16 protein-coding genes are annotated in these 16,216 nt (G+C 59.5%); 8 read left to right on the top strand and 8 right to left on the bottom strand.

The genetic code is table 11. The features are described 5' to 3' along the window. Positions 1-3: 3 nt before the first annotated feature. The 6 genes from OZ428_RS28090 to OZ428_RS28065 all read left to right on the top strand — a co-directional run bounded on the left by OZ428_RS28090 (position 4) and on the right by OZ428_RS28065 (position 5,315). Positions 4-630 carry a cytochrome o ubiquinol oxidase subunit III gene (locus tag OZ428_RS28090; RefSeq protein WP_010206435.1) on the top strand — a complete coding sequence of 209 codons (627 nt, stop codon included), beginning with the start codon at positions 4-6 and terminating at the stop codon, positions 628-630. Then, a complete protein-coding gene (gene cyoD / locus OZ428_RS28085; protein ID WP_010206434.1) occupies positions 630-971 on the top strand; it encodes a cytochrome o ubiquinol oxidase subunit IV in 342 nt (113 codons plus the stop codon). Before OZ428_RS28090 ends, cyoD begins: the two co-directional genes overlap by 1 nt. Before the next feature lie 11 nt (positions 972-982). Beyond that, positions 983-1,870 (top strand): heme o synthase, encoded by an 888-nt coding sequence (gene cyoE, locus OZ428_RS28080; RefSeq protein WP_003194050.1) that lies wholly within the window; start codon positions 983-985, stop codon positions 1,868-1,870. Positions 1,871-2,014: 144 nt separating this feature from the next. Further along, positions 2,015-3,106, top strand: coding sequence for a pyoverdine biosynthesis transaminase PtaA (gene ptaA / locus OZ428_RS28075; protein WP_269131983.1), 1,092 nt, complete (start codon positions 2,015-2,017; stop codon positions 3,104-3,106). A 142-nt stretch (positions 3,107-3,248) separates the two neighbouring features. Continuing rightward, a complete protein-coding gene (locus OZ428_RS28070) occupies positions 3,249-3,941 on the top strand; it encodes a helix-turn-helix transcriptional regulator (RefSeq protein WP_269131982.1) in 693 nt (230 codons plus the stop codon). 171 nt (positions 3,942-4,112) lie between these two features. Beyond that, positions 4,113-5,315, top strand: a complete 1,203-nt coding sequence (locus OZ428_RS28065) for an MFS transporter (RefSeq protein ID WP_269131981.1) — start codon at positions 4,113-4,115, stop codon at positions 5,313-5,315. A 45-nt stretch (positions 5,316-5,360) separates the two neighbouring features. Here OZ428_RS28065 and OZ428_RS28060 read toward each other — a convergent pair whose 3' ends face one another. The 4 genes from OZ428_RS28060 to OZ428_RS28045 all read right to left on the bottom strand — a co-directional run bounded on the left by OZ428_RS28060 (position 5,361) and on the right by OZ428_RS28045 (position 7,232). Next, on the bottom strand, positions 5,361-6,083 hold the full coding sequence (locus OZ428_RS28060; RefSeq protein WP_269131980.1) for a hypothetical protein: 723 nt from the start codon (positions 6,081-6,083) through the stop codon (positions 5,361-5,363). A 70-nt stretch (positions 6,084-6,153) separates the two neighbouring features. After that, positions 6,154-6,657 (bottom strand): DUF6622 family protein, encoded by a 504-nt coding sequence (locus OZ428_RS28055; RefSeq protein ID WP_269131979.1) that lies wholly within the window; start codon positions 6,655-6,657, stop codon positions 6,154-6,156. 69 nt (positions 6,658-6,726) lie between these two features. Next, positions 6,727-6,981, bottom strand: a complete 255-nt coding sequence (locus OZ428_RS28050; protein WP_135309690.1) for a Txe/YoeB family addiction module toxin — start codon at positions 6,979-6,981, stop codon at positions 6,727-6,729. Next, positions 6,978-7,232: a type II toxin-antitoxin system prevent-host-death family antitoxin gene (locus tag OZ428_RS28045; protein ID WP_033896223.1), complete on the bottom strand. Its 255-nt coding sequence runs from the start codon at positions 7,230-7,232 to the stop codon at positions 6,978-6,980. Before OZ428_RS28045 ends, OZ428_RS28050 begins: the two co-directional genes overlap by 4 nt. 228 nt (positions 7,233-7,460) lie before the next feature. On the opposite strand from OZ428_RS28045, the gene OZ428_RS28040 reads away from it, so the two are divergent. Continuing rightward, a complete protein-coding gene (locus OZ428_RS28040; protein ID WP_269131978.1) occupies positions 7,461-9,485 on the top strand; it encodes a c-type cytochrome in 2,025 nt (674 codons plus the stop codon). Here the strand turns inward: OZ428_RS28040 and OZ428_RS28035 are convergent. Together OZ428_RS28035 and OZ428_RS28030 are read right to left on the bottom strand one after the other, a co-directional pair. Continuing rightward, positions 9,482-10,732, bottom strand: coding sequence for a 2-aminoadipate transaminase (locus OZ428_RS28035; protein ID WP_269131977.1), 1,251 nt, complete (start codon positions 10,730-10,732; stop codon positions 9,482-9,484). The genes OZ428_RS28040 and OZ428_RS28035 overlap by 4 nt on opposite strands. Before the next feature lie 83 nt (positions 10,733-10,815). Further along, a complete protein-coding gene (locus OZ428_RS28030) occupies positions 10,816-11,715 on the bottom strand; it encodes a LysR substrate-binding domain-containing protein (RefSeq protein WP_269131976.1) in 900 nt (299 codons plus the stop codon). Between the two features lie 144 nt (positions 11,716-11,859). Between OZ428_RS28030 and OZ428_RS28025 the strand changes: the two genes are divergently transcribed. Beyond that, positions 11,860-12,888 (top strand): amino acid ABC transporter substrate-binding protein, encoded by a 1,029-nt coding sequence (locus OZ428_RS28025; RefSeq protein ID WP_269131975.1) that lies wholly within the window; start codon positions 11,860-11,862, stop codon positions 12,886-12,888. 12 nt (positions 12,889-12,900) lie between these two features. On the opposite strand, the gene OZ428_RS28020 is transcribed toward OZ428_RS28025, so the two are convergent. Together OZ428_RS28020 and OZ428_RS28015 are read right to left on the bottom strand one after the other, a co-directional pair. Next, entirely contained in the window at positions 12,901-13,914 is a 1,014-nt protein-coding gene (locus OZ428_RS28020; RefSeq protein ID WP_269131974.1) for a sensor domain-containing diguanylate cyclase, read from the bottom strand. 141 nt (positions 13,915-14,055) lie between these two features. Beyond that, on the bottom strand, positions 14,056-15,945 hold the full coding sequence (locus OZ428_RS28015; RefSeq protein ID WP_269131973.1) for an alkaline phosphatase D family protein: 1,890 nt from the start codon (positions 15,943-15,945) through the stop codon (positions 14,056-14,058). Between the last annotated feature and the right edge of the window lie 271 nt (positions 15,946-16,216).

The following is a 16,216-nucleotide window of genomic DNA, read 5'->3' as shown; positions in this document are numbered from 1 at the left end:
ACCATGTCGAACTTAGTGACCAATGCTGGACACGCCCATGTCGATGACCATGGGCACGATGACCATCACCACGACTCGGGGCCGATGACCGTTTTCGGTTTCTGGCTCTACCTGATGACCGACTGCATCTTGTTTGCGTCGATCTTCGCGGTGTACGCGGTACTGGTAAACAACGTAGCGGGTGGCCCGTCGGGCCACGACATCTTCGAACTGCCTTACGTGCTCGGCGAAACCGCCTTGCTGTTGTTCAGTTCGATCACCTACGGCTTCGCCATGTTGGCCTTCTACAAGGGCAACAAGAAAGGCGTACTGAGCTGGTTGGCACTGACCTTCCTGTTCGGCCTGGGCTTCATCGGCATGGAGATCAACGAGTTCCACCTGCTGATCTCCGAAGGCTACGGCCCGCACCGTTCCGGCTTCCTGTCCGCGTTCTTCACGCTGGTAGGCACCCACGGTCTGCACGTAACGGCTGGCCTGCTGTGGATGGCGGTGATGATGTATCAGGTCAATAAACACGGCCTGACCAACACCAACAAGACTCGCCTGAGCTGCCTGAGCCTGTTCTGGCACTTCCTGGACGTGGTCTGGATCTGCGTCTTCACCGTTGTTTACCTGATGGGGACTCTGTAATGGCTAATGCACACTCCCATGACCATGACAGCCATGATGCGAGCCACGGCAGCGTAAAGTCGTACGCCATCGGCTTCATCCTGTCGGTAATCCTGACGCTCATCCCGTTCGGTCTGGTGATGTACCCGACCCTGCCTAAGTCGATCACCTTGATGATCGTGCTGGCATTCGCGGTGATCCAGGTTCTGGTTCACCTGGTGTACTTCCTGCACCTGGACCGTTCCAAAGAGCAACGCGATAACGTGATTGCGTTCGTGTTCGCAGGGTTGGTAATCCTGCTGCTGGTTGGCCTGTCGATATGGATCATGTTCAGCATCCATACGTTCATGATGGCGAAGTGAGGTAAGACCCGATGTCGCTTAAGCACTTTATCCAAATCACCAAACCGGGGATCATTTTCGGTAACGTGCTTTCTGTGGCGGGCGGTTTCTTCCTGGCCTCCAAGGGACATGTCGATCTGGCCATCTTCCTGGCTGCAATGATCGGCACTTCCCTGGTGGTAGCTTCCGGATGCGTGTTCAACAACTGCATTGACCGTGACATCGATATCAAGATGGAGCGCACCAAGAATCGCGTGCTGGTGCAGGGCCTTATCTCCCTGAAACTGGCACTGATCTACGCGACCGTCCTGGGTGTTGCCGGTGTGGCGTTGTTGTACAAGGTGGCCAACCCTCTGGCGGCGCTGTTTGCCGTGATCGGTTTTGTCATCTACGTCGGCCTCTACAGCCTGTACCTCAAGCGCAAGTCGGTTCACGGCACGCTGGTGGGCAGTCTGTCGGGGGCGATGCCGCCGGTGATTGGTTATGTGGCTGTAACCAATAGCTTCGACATGGCCGCGCTGACGCTACTGGTGATGTTCAGCCTGTGGCAGATGCCGCATTCCTACGCCATCGCGATTTTCCGCTTCAATGACTACCTGGCTGCGTCGATTCCGGTTCTTCCGGTTAAACGTGGCATCCAGGTGGCCAAGAAACACATCCTGCTGTACATCCTGGCCTTCCTCGTGGCGACCTTGATGCTGACCTTCAGTGGCTACGCCGGCATGAGCTACCTTGCCGTCGCCGCCGCCATGGGCATGTACTGGTTGTACATGGCCTGGACCGGCTACAAGGCGGTGGATGACACCGTCTGGGCACGCAAGCTGTTCGTGTTCTCGATCTTCACCATCACCGCGCTCAGCGTGATGATGTCCCTGGATTTCCAAGTGCCGAAAGAGCTGTTGCTGACCTACGCTCACTGAGTGGTCCGGCAGTGAAAAAGCCCCGCCTTCGAGAGAAGCGCGGGGCTTTTTCTTGGCGATGGTTTAAATCCCTGGGTATTTTTATCGTCATACCCTTCAGTGCGTGCTGTGCGAATCCATCCCTCGCCAACAAGGAGTTGCCACATGGTCAACGTTAGTCGTCGGTCCCTTCTCGCTGTAAGTGCTGCCCTGCCATTGCTGGGTCGGCTGGATTGGGCGATGGCAGCGCCGCCGCCAGCAAAGTCTGACAAGGTACGCCTCAACTACAACGAAAGCCCCTACGGCCCCTCAGGTGCTGCGCGTGAAGCGATGCAGCGAGGCATCGCCACCTCCGGACGCTACCCTTACGGGCATATGTACAGGTTGGCCGGGCTGTTTGCCCAGCAGCAGGGTATTGCCGAGGAACAGGTGGCAGTGTTTGCAGGCTCCATGGCCGCGTTGCGTTATGCCGTACTCGCATTCACCACCGAAACCCGCGGCCTGGTGATGGCCACACCGTCTTATGAAGTGCCGCGCCAGGCCGCCGAGTCGAACAAGGCGCCGGTGAAGGAAGTCAGCCTGGATGCCGAGCATGCCCACGACATTCCGGCCATGCTCGCCGCAGACCCGCAGGCGGGCATGCTCTACCTGTGCAACCCCAACAACCCCACTGGCACCATTACGCCGACCGAAGCCATCCGCCACGCGTTGGCGAACAAACCCAAAGGCAGCGTGCTGGTGGTGGACGAGGCCTACATTGACTTCGCCGATGTGCCCAGCGTTGTAAGTTGGATCAAGGACCACGACGACCTGCTGGTGCTGCGCACCTTCTCGAAAATCTACGGTATGGCCGGAGCCCGCCTGGGCTTGGCGATCGGCCATCCGGCATTGTTGGAGCGCCTGGCCGTGTTTGGCGGCGACAACGTACCGGCTGGCACCACCTTGCTCGGCGGCCTGGCCAGCCTGGAGGACGTGAAGCTGTTGCCACAACGCAAAGCGCTCAACAATCAACTGCGTGATGAAACCGTAGCCTGGTTGAAGGGGCGTGGTTTCACCTGCACGGCTTCCCAGGCCAATTGCTTCATGATCGACGTGAAGCAACCGGCGGAGCAGGTGATCGAGAAGCTGGCGGCGCAGGGCGTGCTGATCGGCCGAGTGTTTAAAGGCTGGCCGCAGTGGGTGCGGGTGACGGTGGGTAACCAGCAGGAAATGCAGCGTTTTCGCGAGGTGTTCGCGCAGCAGATCGTGAGCATTTAAGCCCCTGAGGCCTGTTTCATTCTCGTCCTTTACAGCGTATTTTTTACGCGATGAGTCGACGTTGTCTCAAGCGCTTCGGGATAGAAGCCTTCAGCTCACGTCGCTGGCCTCATTCCGTAGTCAACGATCAAGGACGATACCTATGCGACGCGATGCCCAACCCAACGATGCGCCCGAATCCGTGCGGCAATTACTCGACGTTGAACTGAGCCGGCGCGGGCTGGGACATTTCGAGGTCTACCAGTGCGGGCCGACGCTGGATGAAGCAGAGATCATTTCCAACTACCCCGAAGCCTTGGAGCAGTCCGACACCGCTGATGATTTTTATCGGCGCGACCGGCTGGTCTCCCTCACCCGCAAGCGCATCAAGCCGTTTTTCTGGAGTGACGAAAATCTGCTCAAACCTGCCGCCGACGCGGTGCCTGTGCCGGGCCCGTGCAAGCCGGTGGGCGAAGGCGCCAGTTTTATCGTGCATGGCAATCAGGGGTTCTACTCGGTGCTTAACCTTTGCAGCTTTGGTGAAGGCCAGCAGTTTCGCGAGACAGTGCTGGCGAACCAGAGTGAGCTGCAGATGTTGTTGGTGTCGGTCTATGACGAGGCCCTGGAAAACCGTCCGCCCGTCGAGCGGCCTAACGTGCTGACTCCCCGCGAGACTGAAGTCTTGTCCTGGTCGAGCCTGGGCAAGACCTACAACGAGGTGGCGCTCCTGACCAGCATGACGTCCCATACGGTCAAATTCCACATGACGAACATCTTCGCCAAGTTGGACGTCACCAACGGCAAGTCAGCGGTTCGCAGGGCCTTGGAATTGGGTTACATACGTTCCCCGTCATAAGCCCCGAACAGGTCCGGCGCTGCTGTCTACCTGTCCATATGGGCAGCTTGTTGGCAGGCCAGAGGTGCATTACGTTTCCCCGCTATTGAGTCCGATGCCGGATGAGCCGGCATCGTCATGGCGAGGGAGCGGTTCCATGAAACGTTGCGAAACCGGTTGCAGGGTGTCCCGATGATGGGCACTTACCGAGCCTTGCGCAGCCTGAATGCTCGGCTGCAGTCACTGTTCATGATCACCTTGGTGTTCCGTATGGGGACCCTCGCGTTTCCCTTCTATGCGGCGTACCTGATCCAGCAACACGCCGTATCGTCGGGCACTGCCGGGCTGTTGGTGGGGTTGTACGGTGTCGGAGCGTTATGCACCGACCTGGTCATCGGCGCGGTCATCAAGCGTTTCTCGGCGCATCGGGTGATCCTGGCTTCACTGCTGCTCAATGCGTTGCTGCTGCTGATCATCCCTTCGGTGGACAACACCCTTGCACTCTTGCTGCTGTCTTTTCTCTGGGGCGCCTGCTACGAAGCGTTCACGCCCGCGACTTACTCCGAGACGGTTGCTCACAGTTCGCTGGATGCTCGCAAAGTGGCGTTTTCCTGTAACCGCCTGGCAATCAATATCGGGATGGCCATTGGGCCCTTGCTGGGAAGCCTGGTGTTCCTGCGCAATGCGGATGCGGTGTTCTACATCAACGCGGCCCTGTCGCTGTTGGCCTTCGGTGCGTGCCTGGTGTTCGGGCGAGCAACACCCACGACGTCGGGCTTGCCTGTTGTCGGCAAAGGTGAGGGGTTGCCCGAGATGGCGGCCCATGAACGCTCGCGGCTGCTGGTGATATTGCTGGCGGCACTGCCGGTGCATGTGGCTTACGCGTTGCCCCCCACGTTTCTGTCGGCCTTCATCATCCATTACACCTCGCTGCCGACCTATTACGTGGGCGTCATCTTCTTCATCAATGCGCTGTTAGTGATTGTGTTCGAAGTGCCGATCAACCTGCGTATGGTGCACGTGTCCAGTAGCCGCTCGCTGGCCGCAGGGTTCCTGCTGGCGGGCGTTGGCTTCTTTTTGATGGGGTTCGGGCAGGTGGGGGCATTGTTGATGGTGGCCACGGTGTTGTGGAGCCTTGGCGAGATGATCGTGTTCCCCGGCATTACTCACTACATCAGCAGCATTTCCAGCCGTGGCACGGTGGACCGCAACCTTGGCTACTACTCGGCAGGCGTGAATATCGGCGTCATGATCGCGCCGTCGCTGGCGTTCATGCTGGTGTCGCGGCCGTCCTTGCCGTCGCCATGGTTGCTGGCAGGTTTTATCTTGTTGCTGTTCGGCGTCGCCGTTGGAGTGATGAAAACCTCGACGGTGCTATGGAACAAGCAAGCCTGAATGGGCGAGGCGCACCGCATTGCGCGGACGCCTCGTTGCACTAGGTCATGACTGGGCGCTGATGGCGTAGCCGTCGAAGGCGCTTTGTTGCTGCAACGCGGTCACGATGCTCTTGCGGGTGACCGGTTGCTCGGTGCCACTGTTGTCGACGAAGGTTTCACTTTCCAGCTCCGCTTCGCTGCCTTCACCCACGAATGCAAAGCCCAGGAACTCGAACGCTTCACGGTCGACGTTCGGCTTGGAGCGCGGCGTGCGCAGCGGCAAGGTGACGCTGATGCCATCCTTGCTGATCACAAACACTTCGGCTTCTTTCTTGGGCCGTGAGGTTTTGCTCTTGCCGGCGCTCGGGTTGCTGATGGCCTGGTGGCTCTGGTTCAGCACCTTCAATGCCAGGCCATAGACCAACGCCTGGAACTCGGGATCGTCCTTGAAGCTGGACAGGATACGGCTGATCGAAAATTGGCTGCTCAGGTCTTCCAGGGCAGCGTTATCGGCGGCCTCGGCGTCCTTGAGTTGTTTGAGCTGGCCCATCAGTTCGTAGGCCTTGTCGTCGTCGAAGGCATCGTGGGCCTGACGGATGGCCACGCGCAGTTCGCGGATCTGGTCGCTTTCCTTGGACGTGTGGAACGCGTCCAGCACCATCTCGCTGATGATCTTGGCCGCAGGCAGGTGCTGTGAAAGATTGATGGCGTTTTCGTATTCAGCTTTGGCGTGCAAGGCGACTACGGATTCTTCGGGGGCGGATTGTTCGGTGTAAGAATCGGACATTGAAATTTCACTACTTCAGTAAACGAGGACAAAAAAGCGTCGGGCATTTTCAGGGGGCAGGGAGGTCAGGTCAAGGCAGCACAATGCCCTTATCCCGACGCAACGCCGTCAGCGCCCGCTGCAACCGTACGGCCCGTCCGCAAAACAGACCTACGGTAAACCCCGATACGCCTCCCACTGCCATCAGCATCGACGGCGTGCTCAGCAGCAGCGGATGCACGGCTTGCTGGTAACCGAAGTAGTACTTCACCGCGAAGAACAGTTGCGAGATCAGCAGGGTTTTCCAGGTGCCCGGCAATACCAGGGTCTCGCCATTGGCATCCAGTTGCGCCCCTTCAGCGTTGAACAACACCATCCCCACCAGGCTGCCCAGCACCGCGCCGGCAACCCAGGCGCCGCTCAACAGGATTGAAGGCGCCAGTGACATCAACGACCACACCACCAGCACCACCGGCAGGATCACCAGCGAGCGACGATTCTCGCGCCCGCCCAGGCAGGCCTTGATGCCGTAGTAGCAAATCCACAGGTAAATGGCGTAGACCCAAATGGGCGTGCCTTGGAGGATGTCGAGCATGGTGTGCGTCCGTGCAGAGATGCGTTGGCTAGATTTTGGAAGGTATCAGGTGACTGCTGGTAAATGCTGTCAGTAGTGATAACGGCACATCAGTATCTGTACTTCGTCGTCTTCAATACCATAAACCAGACGATGCTCTGCAGTGATCCGTCGAGACCAGAAACCACTCAGGTTGTGTTTGAGCGGCTCAGGCTTGCCAACGCCGTCGAATGGATCCCGCTGGATGGCTTTGATCAGCAGGTTTATACGCTTGAGCCCTGCCTTGTCGTTCTGTTGAAACCACAGATAGTCGTCCCAGCCCTCAGGGGTAAAGAGTATTTTCATTCTTCAATTAACCGCCTTGGCTTCGCTTTACCGGCTCTCAGGCTGTTGACTGAGTTGATGAGGCGTTCGGCATTTTTAGGCGAGCGCAGCAGATAGGCAGTCTCTTCAAGGGCATTGAATTCTGACAGTGAAATCATCACCACCGGCTCACCCTTTTGCCGGGTCAGTAGCAGTGGAATGTGATCTTCGTTAACCCGGTCCATTGTTTCGGCCAGATGAGCGCGGGCATTGGTGTAGTTGATAGTTTCCATGACGGTGTCCTCGTTCGATGGCTGGAACGTACAGAAATACGTACAGGTCTTCAAGGGGTATCTTATCAACGGTCGAGCGAATGACGTGCCAGCTATTTGCCCCTGATCCACATCAACACTCCCCGCCCCCAAAACCGTTACAACACAAAGGCCTGATGAACCCATAAAAACGACCACTGACCTGCGCCAAGGGGACCGCCCACGCCAGGTTATTAAAGGACTAATGCGATGGCGCTTTCCCTTTCCCGCCTGGCCTTGCTGGGGGCGACGCTCTGCTTGTCTCTTCCCCTGCACGCCAACGTTCCCGACGCTTCGCTGATCGAACAGGGCAAATACGTTGCGCAACTGGGCGACTGCATCGCCTGCCACACCGCCAAGCAAGGCAAGGTGATGGCCGGCGGCCTGGAGCTGAGCACGCCGATGGGCACGATCTTTTCGAGCAACATCACGCCGGACCGCGAGACCGGCATTGGCGCCTACACCTTCGAGCAGTTTGACCGTGTCATGCGCGAAGGCGTGACGCCGACGGGGATGAACCTGTACCCGGCGATGCCGTATCCGTCCTACGCCAAGATGAGCGAACCCGACATGCGCGCCCTGTTTGTGTACCTGATGCAAGGCGTCGAACCGGTGCAGCAGGCCAATCTTGAGGCGGACATGGGCTTCCCGTTCAACCAGCGCTGGGGCTTGGCATTGTGGAATTTCGCCTTCCTCGATAAACGGCCTTTCAAGCCGGATCCGACACGTGATGAACCACTCAACCGTGGTGCCTACCTGGTCCAGGGCCTGGGCCACTGTGGCTCCTGCCACACGCCACGGGGCATCGCGTTCCAGGAAAAAGCCCTGAGCGACGAAGGCTCCAGCGGCCAGCACTACCTGGCCGGTGAAACCGTCGAGCATTGGCGTGCCCTGAGCCTGCGCAACCTGTGGACGGTGGAAGACACCGTGCAACTGCTCAAGACCGGGCAGAACCGCTTTGCCACGGTCGCCGGCAACATGGCCGATGTGATTCACCACAGCACCCAGCACTTCAGCGATGATGACCTGACCGCCATCGCTAGCTATCTGAAGTCGCTGCCGCCCGGCAAGGACGACCTGCCCATGCCGTCCGTGGCCCTGGCGCCTGCCACGCCACCGGCAGATCTGTTCACCAGTCGTGGCGGCCTCGGGTACATGCAGTTCTGCAGCGACTGTCATCGCAGCGACGGTGCGGGTGTGAAAGGTCTGTTCCCACCCCTGGCCGGCAACCCGAGCATTGCGTCTAGCAACCCGACGTCACTGTTGCACATCACCCTGACGGGCTGGGAAACCGCACAAACGGCAACGCATCCACGGGTCTACACCATGCCGGGTTTCGCCCGTTTGAAGGATCAGGAAATCGCCGAGATCCTCAGTTTCGTGCGCACCCGCTGGGGTAACGAAGGCACGCCGATCAGCGCTGCCCAGGTGAAGAAACTGCGCGATCAACTCAACCCAGCTACCACCGATTCGTCGGCCTTCGAAACTCCGCGCCTGGCCGAGTTGCTCGCGGCGCCCAACGCCGACCAGGTGGTTCGAGGTATGCGCCTGCACCTGCAAACCAAGGAGTTGCTGCCTAACAACGTCGGTAACTCGCTCAATTGCACCAGTTGCCATCTCAACGCTGGCACGGTGGCAGATGGCTCGCCGTTTGTGGGCGTCTCGGCGTTTTTCCCCAGCTATGCGCCGCGCGCGGGCAAGGTGGTGACCCTGGAAGAGCGCATCAATGGCTGCTTCCGTCGCTCGATGAATGGCAAACCCCTGCCGCCGCAATCGGCGGACATGCAAGCGATGGTCGCCTACTTCGGCTGGATGAAAAACAACACCCGCCCCGAAGACAAGGTGGCCGGGCGCGGCGTGGGCAAGGTCGACCCGGCGATCAAGCCGGACCTGGCCAATGGCAAACAGGTCTACGCCAAGCAATGCGCGGTGTGCCATGGCGACAACGGCCAGGGACTGGCACGGGCCGATGGCGAACTGATCTATCCGCCGCTGTGGGGCGATCAATCGTTCAACATCGGTGCCGGCATGGCGCGCACCTACACGGCCGCGGCGTTCGTCAAACGCAACATGCCGATTGGCTTCCACGAAAAATTCCCGTTGGGGCAGGGCGGCTTGTCGGACCAGGAAGCGGTGGATGTGGCGGCGTATTTCTCCGGCCAACCGCGCCCGGACTTCCCGGACAAGGTCAAGGACTGGCCGAACGGCGGTAAACCTGTCGATGCGCGTTACTAGTCCAACTGTTTGAGGCAGGCCTCGAGAATGCCCAGGCCTTCCTCCAGCACCGCAGGCTCGATGGTCAGCGGTGCCAGCAGGCGGATGATGTGCCGCGACTTGCCGCTGGGCATCAGCAACAAACCGGCGTCCCGCGCCAGGCCGAGTAGTTGGGCCAGCTGTTTCGGCGCGGGTGTGCCGTCGGTGTTGGCCAGTTCGATGCCGCGCATGGAACCAATGCCGGTCAGGCGGCCGAGGTAGGGTGTCAGGCCTTGCGCACGCCAGGTCTCATAACGGCTGACGATGGCTTCTTCTTGCTGTGAGCCCCAGGTTTTCAGGTGTTCATCGGTCATTGCATCCAGCGTTGCCAGCGCTGCTGCACAGGCGATGGGATTGCCGGAGTACGTGCCGCCCAGGCCACCTTTGGGCAGATTGTCCATCAACGCCTTGCGCCCTACGACGGCGCCCAGCGGTACACCGCCGGCGATGCTTTTACCCAGCAGGATCAAGTCCGGCTCGATCCCCAGGCGCGAGAAAGCAAAACGCTCGCCGGTACGGCCAAAGCCCGATTGGATTTCATCGGCAATCAGCAGAATGTTGTTTTCGTCGCAAAAGCGCCGCAGCGCCTGGGCGAATTCAATGTCCAGCGCCAGGAACCCGCCTTCGCCCTGCACCGGCTCGATGATGAAACAGGCCACGTCGTTGACGTCGATTTCCACGCTGAACAGGCGGTCCATGGCCTTCAGTGCTTCGGCGCAGGTCACGCCGTTATGGGCGCTGGGGTAGGGCAGGTGATACACAGGGCCGGGTAATACCCCGACCTTTTGCTTGTAGGGCGCGACCTTGCCATTCAAGTTGAGCGTGGCCAGGGTACGGCCGTGAAAGGCACCATCAAACGCGATCACTGCGGTGCGACCGGTGGCGCCGCGCACGATCTTCAGCGCGTTTTCCGCCGCCTCCGCGCCGCTGTTGGTGAGCATGCCGCTGACGGGGTAGTCCACCGGGATAAACGCAGTAAGACGGTTCATCAGCTCGATGTAGGGCGCGTGAGGTGCTGCGTTGAACGCGTAATGGGTCAACTGAGTCGCCTGGTCACGAATGGCTTCGACCACGCCGGGGTGGCAATGACCGAGGTTGAGCACACCAATGCCGCCGACAAAATCGATATAGCGTTTGCCCGAGGTGTCCCAGACCTCAGCGTTTTTGCCGTGGCTGAGGCTGATGGGGTGAACGATGGAAATCGACTGGCTGATGGTTTCGCGGCTCATGAATCGGGGACTCGGCAGTGACGGGCTTGTTTTTATCTAAGCCGGGCGCCCGCCCTTGCCGCAAACGAAATAAAGTCGCCGGGTCATGACTGAAAGTCGGGATGTGTGCCGACGTACTCCACCATCCAGTTGAGGAAGGCTTTCACCTTGGGAATCTCGCCGGCATGTTCGGCATGGGCGATGAAGTGCGCGCCGCTGCTGGGCATCGCATAGTGCCAGGGAATCATCAGGCTGCCTTGAGCCAATTCATCCGCCACCAGATACTGCGGCACCAGCGCCACGCCATAGCCTGATTGTGCCGCGCGGATGCACATGTAGAACGTGTCGAAACGCGGCCCATGGTAGCTATTCTGTGAGTGCAGGCCCTGTTCCAGGAACCATTCGTGCCAGGCTTCCGGGCGCGAGGTGCATTGCAACAAGGTGTGGTGTGACGAGGCATCGCTGCCTTCGGCGACAAAACCTGGTGCACACACCGGCACCACCGCCTCACGAAACAGCTCGAGGCAGGTCGCCCCCGGCCAGGAGCCCTGACCGAAGAAAAACGCGATGTCGGCCTTGGCCTGCAACACGTCGAAAGGCTCCAGCTCGTTGCGCACGTCCAAGTGGATATTCGGATGTTTCGCCGCGAAATCCTTGAGCTTGGGTACCAGCCAGCGGTCGCCGAAGGTGGGTTGTGTGGCGATGCGCAGTACTTCAGTTTCGCCGCCGTAGGTGAGGATGTAGCGGCTGGAGATGTCCACCTGGGTGAGGATCTTGTGCACTTCGGCCAGGTACAACGAGCCCGCTGGCGACAGGTACAAACGCTGGCGCACCCGTTCGAAAAGATTATGGCAAAGCATTTCTTCCAGCTGCGCCACCTGCTTGCTCACCGCACTCTGGGTCAGGTGCAGCTCTTCGGCGGCGCGAGTGAAACTCAAATGGCGGGCGGCGGCCTCGAAGCATTGCAGGGCCGTCATCGAGGGGGTCAAGCGTTTTGAAATCATGCACTTCATTCCAAATCGGAAGGAGCCTTTGCCTAAAGGTCGTTTGTGGCAGTGGCGCAAAGCCGTTGATACTGCCCGGCAGCACTATAAACCGGCGCGGGCTGTGGAGCGCCGAATAATAAGGAATGACAGGGAGCGCCTTGCATGAACCCATTCAAAACTACTTTGGCCGCCATCGGTGCCACCGCCGTGCTGGGCTTGGCGAGTACCGTCCAGGCGGGCACGACCCTGGACGCTATCCAGAAAAAAGGCTTTATCCAGTGCGGTGTCAGTGACGGGCTGCCGGGCTTCGGCGTTCCGGACAGCAAGGGCAAGATGACCGGTATCGATGTGGACGTGTGCCACGCCGTGGCAGCGGCTGTTTTCGGCGATGCGTCGAAAGTGAAATTTACCCAGTTGACCGCCAAGGAACGCTTCACCGCGCTGCAATCCGGTGAAATCGACCTGATCTCACGCAACACCACCTGGACCAGTTCCCGCGACTCGGGCATGGGCCTGGTGTTCACCGGCGTGACCTACTACGACGGCATCGGTTTCTTGGTGAACAACAAGCTGGGCGTCACCGCAGCCAAGCAATTGGACGGCGCCACCGTGTGCATCCAGGCCGGTACCACCACCGAACTCAACGTGTCCGATTACTTCCGCACTCACGGCATGAAATACACGCCGATCACCTTCGACACCGCCGACGAAAGCGCCAAGGGCCTGGAAGCCGGGCGTTGCGACGTGCTCACCACCGACCAGTCAGGCCTGTACGCCCAGCGCATCAAGATGGCCCACCCGGATGAGTTCGTGGTGTTGCCGGAAGTGATTTCCAAGGAACCGCTGGGGCCGTTGGTGCGCAAGGGGGATGACGAGTGGTTCAGCATCGTCAAATGGACCCTTTTTGCGATGCTCAATGCCGAGGAAATGGGCATCACCTCGCAGAACGTCGAAGAACAGGTCAAGACCACCAAGAACCCGGATATCGCGCGGTTGCTGGGGGCGGACGGCGAATACGGCAAGGACCTGAAACTGCGCAAGGATTGGGTGGTGCAGATCGTCAAGCAAGTGGGTAACTACGGCGAAGTGTTTGAACGCAATATTGGCCAGGGCAGCGTGTTGAAGATCAAGCGCGGGCTCAACGCGCTGTGGAACAACGGCGGCATCCAGTATGCGCCGCCGGTTCGCTGACACACTGGGGTGTCATTCGGACACCCCATCCTTCCCTGCTGCCTTGGCGCGATACAACGCCTGATCGGCGCGCGCGATCAAGGCGGCGGGGGACTCATCCGTTTGACGCTCGGCCACGCCCAGGCTCAAGGTGACCTTGAAGTCGTCCCGGTGCGGACTGTTCTTCAACTTCAAACGGATACTCGCCGCCATTGTCTTGGCGATCTCCAGCGAGGTTTTGGGCAAGACCAACACAAACTCATCGCCGCCCCATCGGGCCAGCAGGTCACCTGGGCGGATACAGCTTTGCAGGCATTCAACCACCTGCACCAGCGTCTGATCGCCCACACCGTGGCCGTATCGGTCATTGATCGACTTGAAGTCGTCGATATCCATCGCAATCAGCACCAGTGGCAGGCGAAAGCGCTGGGCGCGGTCGCACTCTTCCAGCAACACTTTTTCCAGGCGGTAGCGATTGGCGACCAGGGTCAGGGCATCCCTTTCGGCGAGGGAGCGGTTTTCATCCAACTGTAGCTGCAACTGCTGATTGACCCGCGACAGCTCGCGCGTGCGTTCGGCCACCAGGGCTTCAAGGGACTGATTACGCTGCTCCAACTGTTCAACGGAGCATTTTCTGAGATGAATATCACGGTGGGCGCCTACCATGCGCGCCACCGAGCCATCCACATTGCGCGCAATGACATAACCCCGATCTTCGATCCACAGGTAACTGCCATCTTTTTTGCGACAACGGTACTCGGCCTGGTAGTGGGGCGCGCGGCGGTGGATGTAGTCGTCGAATACCTTCATCACGTGGGGATAGTCATCCGGGTGGATCACGCTCTCCCAGGTGAACACGCTGTTCTCCAGCGCATGGCGGTGATAGCCCAGCATCGCGTACCAGCCTGGGTTGCGGTAGACGAACCCGGTATTGGCGTTCCAGTCCCAGATCCCGTCGCTGACCAGTTCCAGGACGGTGTGCAGCATGTCGGCATTGAAGTGAGAGAAATCCTGCTTCAACGGGTTATTGTCGGAGGCATCGTCCATCTGCGCATTCCCTTGCGTAGCCGGGCACCTGAGGCCCGCCATTGTTGTCGCCGATACTCCGTGGCTGGGGCTACTGTACAACGGGGGCTGGAGGCTTTGAATAGGGCAGATGTACGGCTTACGACTGATGGCTAAAGGCTATTATTTTGGGGCCGTCATCCTCGTCGGCACCTTCCCGTCCGCATTGTGCTGGTAAATCGCTTCAGGCTGACCTCTTTCATTGAAAAACACCTGGCCGATCCCCGCAGAATTCCATAACCGCTCACCGGCTTCGGCATGCTCAGGAATATGTGGCACCACCTGCATGGTACGGCGGCGCGTGAACCAGTTGAGAGGCGAGCGGGGTGAGTAGAGCCAGCGGTTGAGGCGGTCGAACCACTCCAGTAACCGTGGTGGGAATTCGTTCTTGATACCGCTGCTGGTGATCTGCCAGATCCTGGGGCCGGCGTTGCGATGGCGGATCAGCACTTCGTAGACGAACGAGTAGTGCACGTCACCTGAGAGGATCACGTAGTTACCTGGCGTGCGTGAGTGACGGAAGATATTGAGGATCACCTGTGCAGCGCCGCGATGGGCCATCCAGTTTTCCGCGTCCACCAGCAAGGGGTGGCCGCACCAGCTGAAGACTTTCTGCACCGTCTCGATCAGCTTGACGCCAAAGATCGGTGCGGGCGAGACGATGATGGCCGAGGGATGATCCAGCAGCTCCTGTTGCAGTTCGCTCAAGGCTTCCCAGTCCAGCAGGCCGGACGGTTGCTTGAGGGTGAACTCGCTGCGCCAGCGGCGGGTGCGGGTGTCGAGTACCACCAAGGCAGGGGTGGTAGGCAGTACGTAGTGCCAGCGTTGGAATTTCAGCAGTGTTTCGAGCAGTTCATCCTGCGCCGTGGCGTCGAGATGGTTGGCTTGGGGCTGAGCAGTGAGCGCCTGTGTCTGGCTGACCAGTTCGCCGAATGCATCCGGTTGGTTGCCCCAGCCTTGGCACAGCAGGTAAGCCAGCAGGGCGTTGCCGATGATGCGCTTGGAGAAGGGATGGCCGTAGGCGGTCTCTTCCCATTGGGCGCTGAGGTTCCAGTCATCGGTGATGTCGTGATCATCAAAGATCATCAAGGTGGACAGGTGGGCGAAGACCCGCGCGACGCCTGGCAGGCCATCGCGAAATCGCTCTATCTGCACCTGTTCACGGGCGTAACGCTGCTGTCGTTCTGTATTCAGATGCGGCGGTTGAGGCGCGATCAGTGTCCAGGGCGTTGGCGACCACACCAGCAAGTACATCGCGATGACTTCGGCAAACGTCACCAGGTGGTTGTCGGCGGTGCTGCTGGTGAAAATTGGTTTTTTCACGCCCCCAAAAAAGCGTTCGCGCAGGGTTTCGTTGCTGTCCAACGCCGGCAGCAAGTCGGCGCGATGGTAATAACTGGCGTGATGTTCATAGAGGCTGGCGCTGTCATCGATTACGGCGCCTTCCAGGCATTCGTCGAACAGGCCCAGGCGTGCGATCAATGCGTGAATCGCCCGCAACATTGGCCCGGCGACATCATCGGCGTAGACCTGGTCGCCACTCATCATCAGCAGGGCCGGGCGGTCGCTCGGGCTTTGGGCGTCGGCCAACAGTCGGTCGACACACAGCAGCCCCTCGCCGGCTGTGTGATGGGGTTTGCGGCAGGAGCCATGGACCAATTGATGGATGCGGCTGTGCAAAACGAAACTTGGGAATTGGGTATTGGCGTACAGCAGGTGCGGTGCCCAGTCGGCGATGCCGGTGTTGTCAAACCGCAGGTCGTAGCTGATCGCCACGTCCAGGGGCAGCGCTTCGTCCAACGGCACATCAATCAGGTGGATAAAGGCATGGCGCCCCACGGGTACGACCTGGCAGTTGTCCAAGGGGACCTCCAGGATTCGGGCAGGCAGATGCAGCTTCAGCGTCAATTCGAGTGCTCGGCTCCCCACCAGCCACAACACCAGGCGCCGAGGTTCGAGGCGTCGCAACAGTGGGCCAGCCAGTACGGCGGGCAGTGTGTCGGTGAGCGGCATGCAGGCAAGGTTTCCAGGCGGGATTGGACCGCAAAGATTAATCCAGTGAATGTCATGGTTTTGTTAAGGGAGAGTACGAAGGGCCGTGCACTGCCCTTCGCATGAGGTGGTTACAGCACTCGGCCTCCACCCAGGCTGTCCATCCCACCGCCGTTTCTGCGTCGGTCACTGTTCCTGGTGCGATCAGGGTCAGCGGCGTTCAGTTGTGTTTCGTCAATGCTGCGCTTCCTGCGCTGGGGCTCTGCATCATCCTGCTGCAGTGGGGGGTATT

This window comes from Pseudomonas sp. GXZC (assembly GCF_026967615.1).
GTDB lineage: Bacteria > Pseudomonadota > Gammaproteobacteria > Pseudomonadales > Pseudomonadaceae > Aquipseudomonas > Aquipseudomonas azotoformans_A.
Note: the sequence above shows the minus strand (reverse complement) of the source record. Positions and strands in the feature narration are given on the sequence as shown.

Excerpts from the sequence above, each read along its gene's own strand:
- OZ428_RS28015 (WP_269131973.1), bottom strand. The coding sequence starts at position 15,945 with ATGCCGCTCACCGACACACTGCCCGCCGTACTGGCTGGCCCACTGTTG.
- OZ428_RS28045 (WP_033896223.1), bottom strand. The coding sequence starts at position 7,232 with ATGGAAACTATCAACTACACCAATGCCCGCGCTCATCTGGCCGAAACA.
- cyoE (WP_003194050.1), top strand. The coding sequence starts at position 983 with ATGTCGCTTAAGCACTTTATCCAAATCACCAAACCGGGGATCATTTTC.
- OZ428_RS28050 (WP_135309690.1), bottom strand. The coding sequence starts at position 6,981 with ATGAAAATACTCTTTACCCCTGAGGGCTGGGACGACTATCTGTGGTTT.
- OZ428_RS28070 (WP_269131982.1), top strand. The coding sequence starts at position 3,249 with ATGCGACGCGATGCCCAACCCAACGATGCGCCCGAATCCGTGCGGCAA.
- OZ428_RS28060 (WP_269131980.1), bottom strand. The coding sequence starts at position 6,083 with ATGTCCGATTCTTACACCGAACAATCCGCCCCCGAAGAATCCGTAGTC.
- OZ428_RS28035 (WP_269131977.1), bottom strand. The coding sequence starts at position 10,732 with ATGAGCCGCGAAACCATCAGCCAGTCGATTTCCATCGTTCACCCCATC.
- OZ428_RS28030 (WP_269131976.1), bottom strand. The coding sequence starts at position 11,715 with ATGATTTCAAAACGCTTGACCCCCTCGATGACGGCCCTGCAATGCTTC.
- OZ428_RS28055 (WP_269131979.1), bottom strand. The coding sequence starts at position 6,657 with ATGCTCGACATCCTCCAAGGCACGCCCATTTGGGTCTACGCCATTTAC.
- OZ428_RS28090 (WP_010206435.1), top strand. The coding sequence starts at position 4 with ATGTCGAACTTAGTGACCAATGCTGGACACGCCCATGTCGATGACCAT.
- OZ428_RS28020 (WP_269131974.1), bottom strand. The coding sequence starts at position 13,914 with ATGGACGATGCCTCCGACAATAACCCGTTGAAGCAGGATTTCTCTCAC.
- OZ428_RS28025 (WP_269131975.1), top strand. The coding sequence starts at position 11,860 with ATGAACCCATTCAAAACTACTTTGGCCGCCATCGGTGCCACCGCCGTG.
- cyoD (WP_010206434.1), top strand. The coding sequence starts at position 630 with ATGGCTAATGCACACTCCCATGACCATGACAGCCATGATGCGAGCCAC.
- OZ428_RS28065 (WP_269131981.1), top strand. The coding sequence starts at position 4,113 with ATGATGGGCACTTACCGAGCCTTGCGCAGCCTGAATGCTCGGCTGCAG.
- ptaA (WP_269131983.1), top strand. The coding sequence starts at position 2,015 with ATGGTCAACGTTAGTCGTCGGTCCCTTCTCGCTGTAAGTGCTGCCCTG.
- OZ428_RS28040 (WP_269131978.1), top strand. The coding sequence starts at position 7,461 with ATGGCGCTTTCCCTTTCCCGCCTGGCCTTGCTGGGGGCGACGCTCTGC.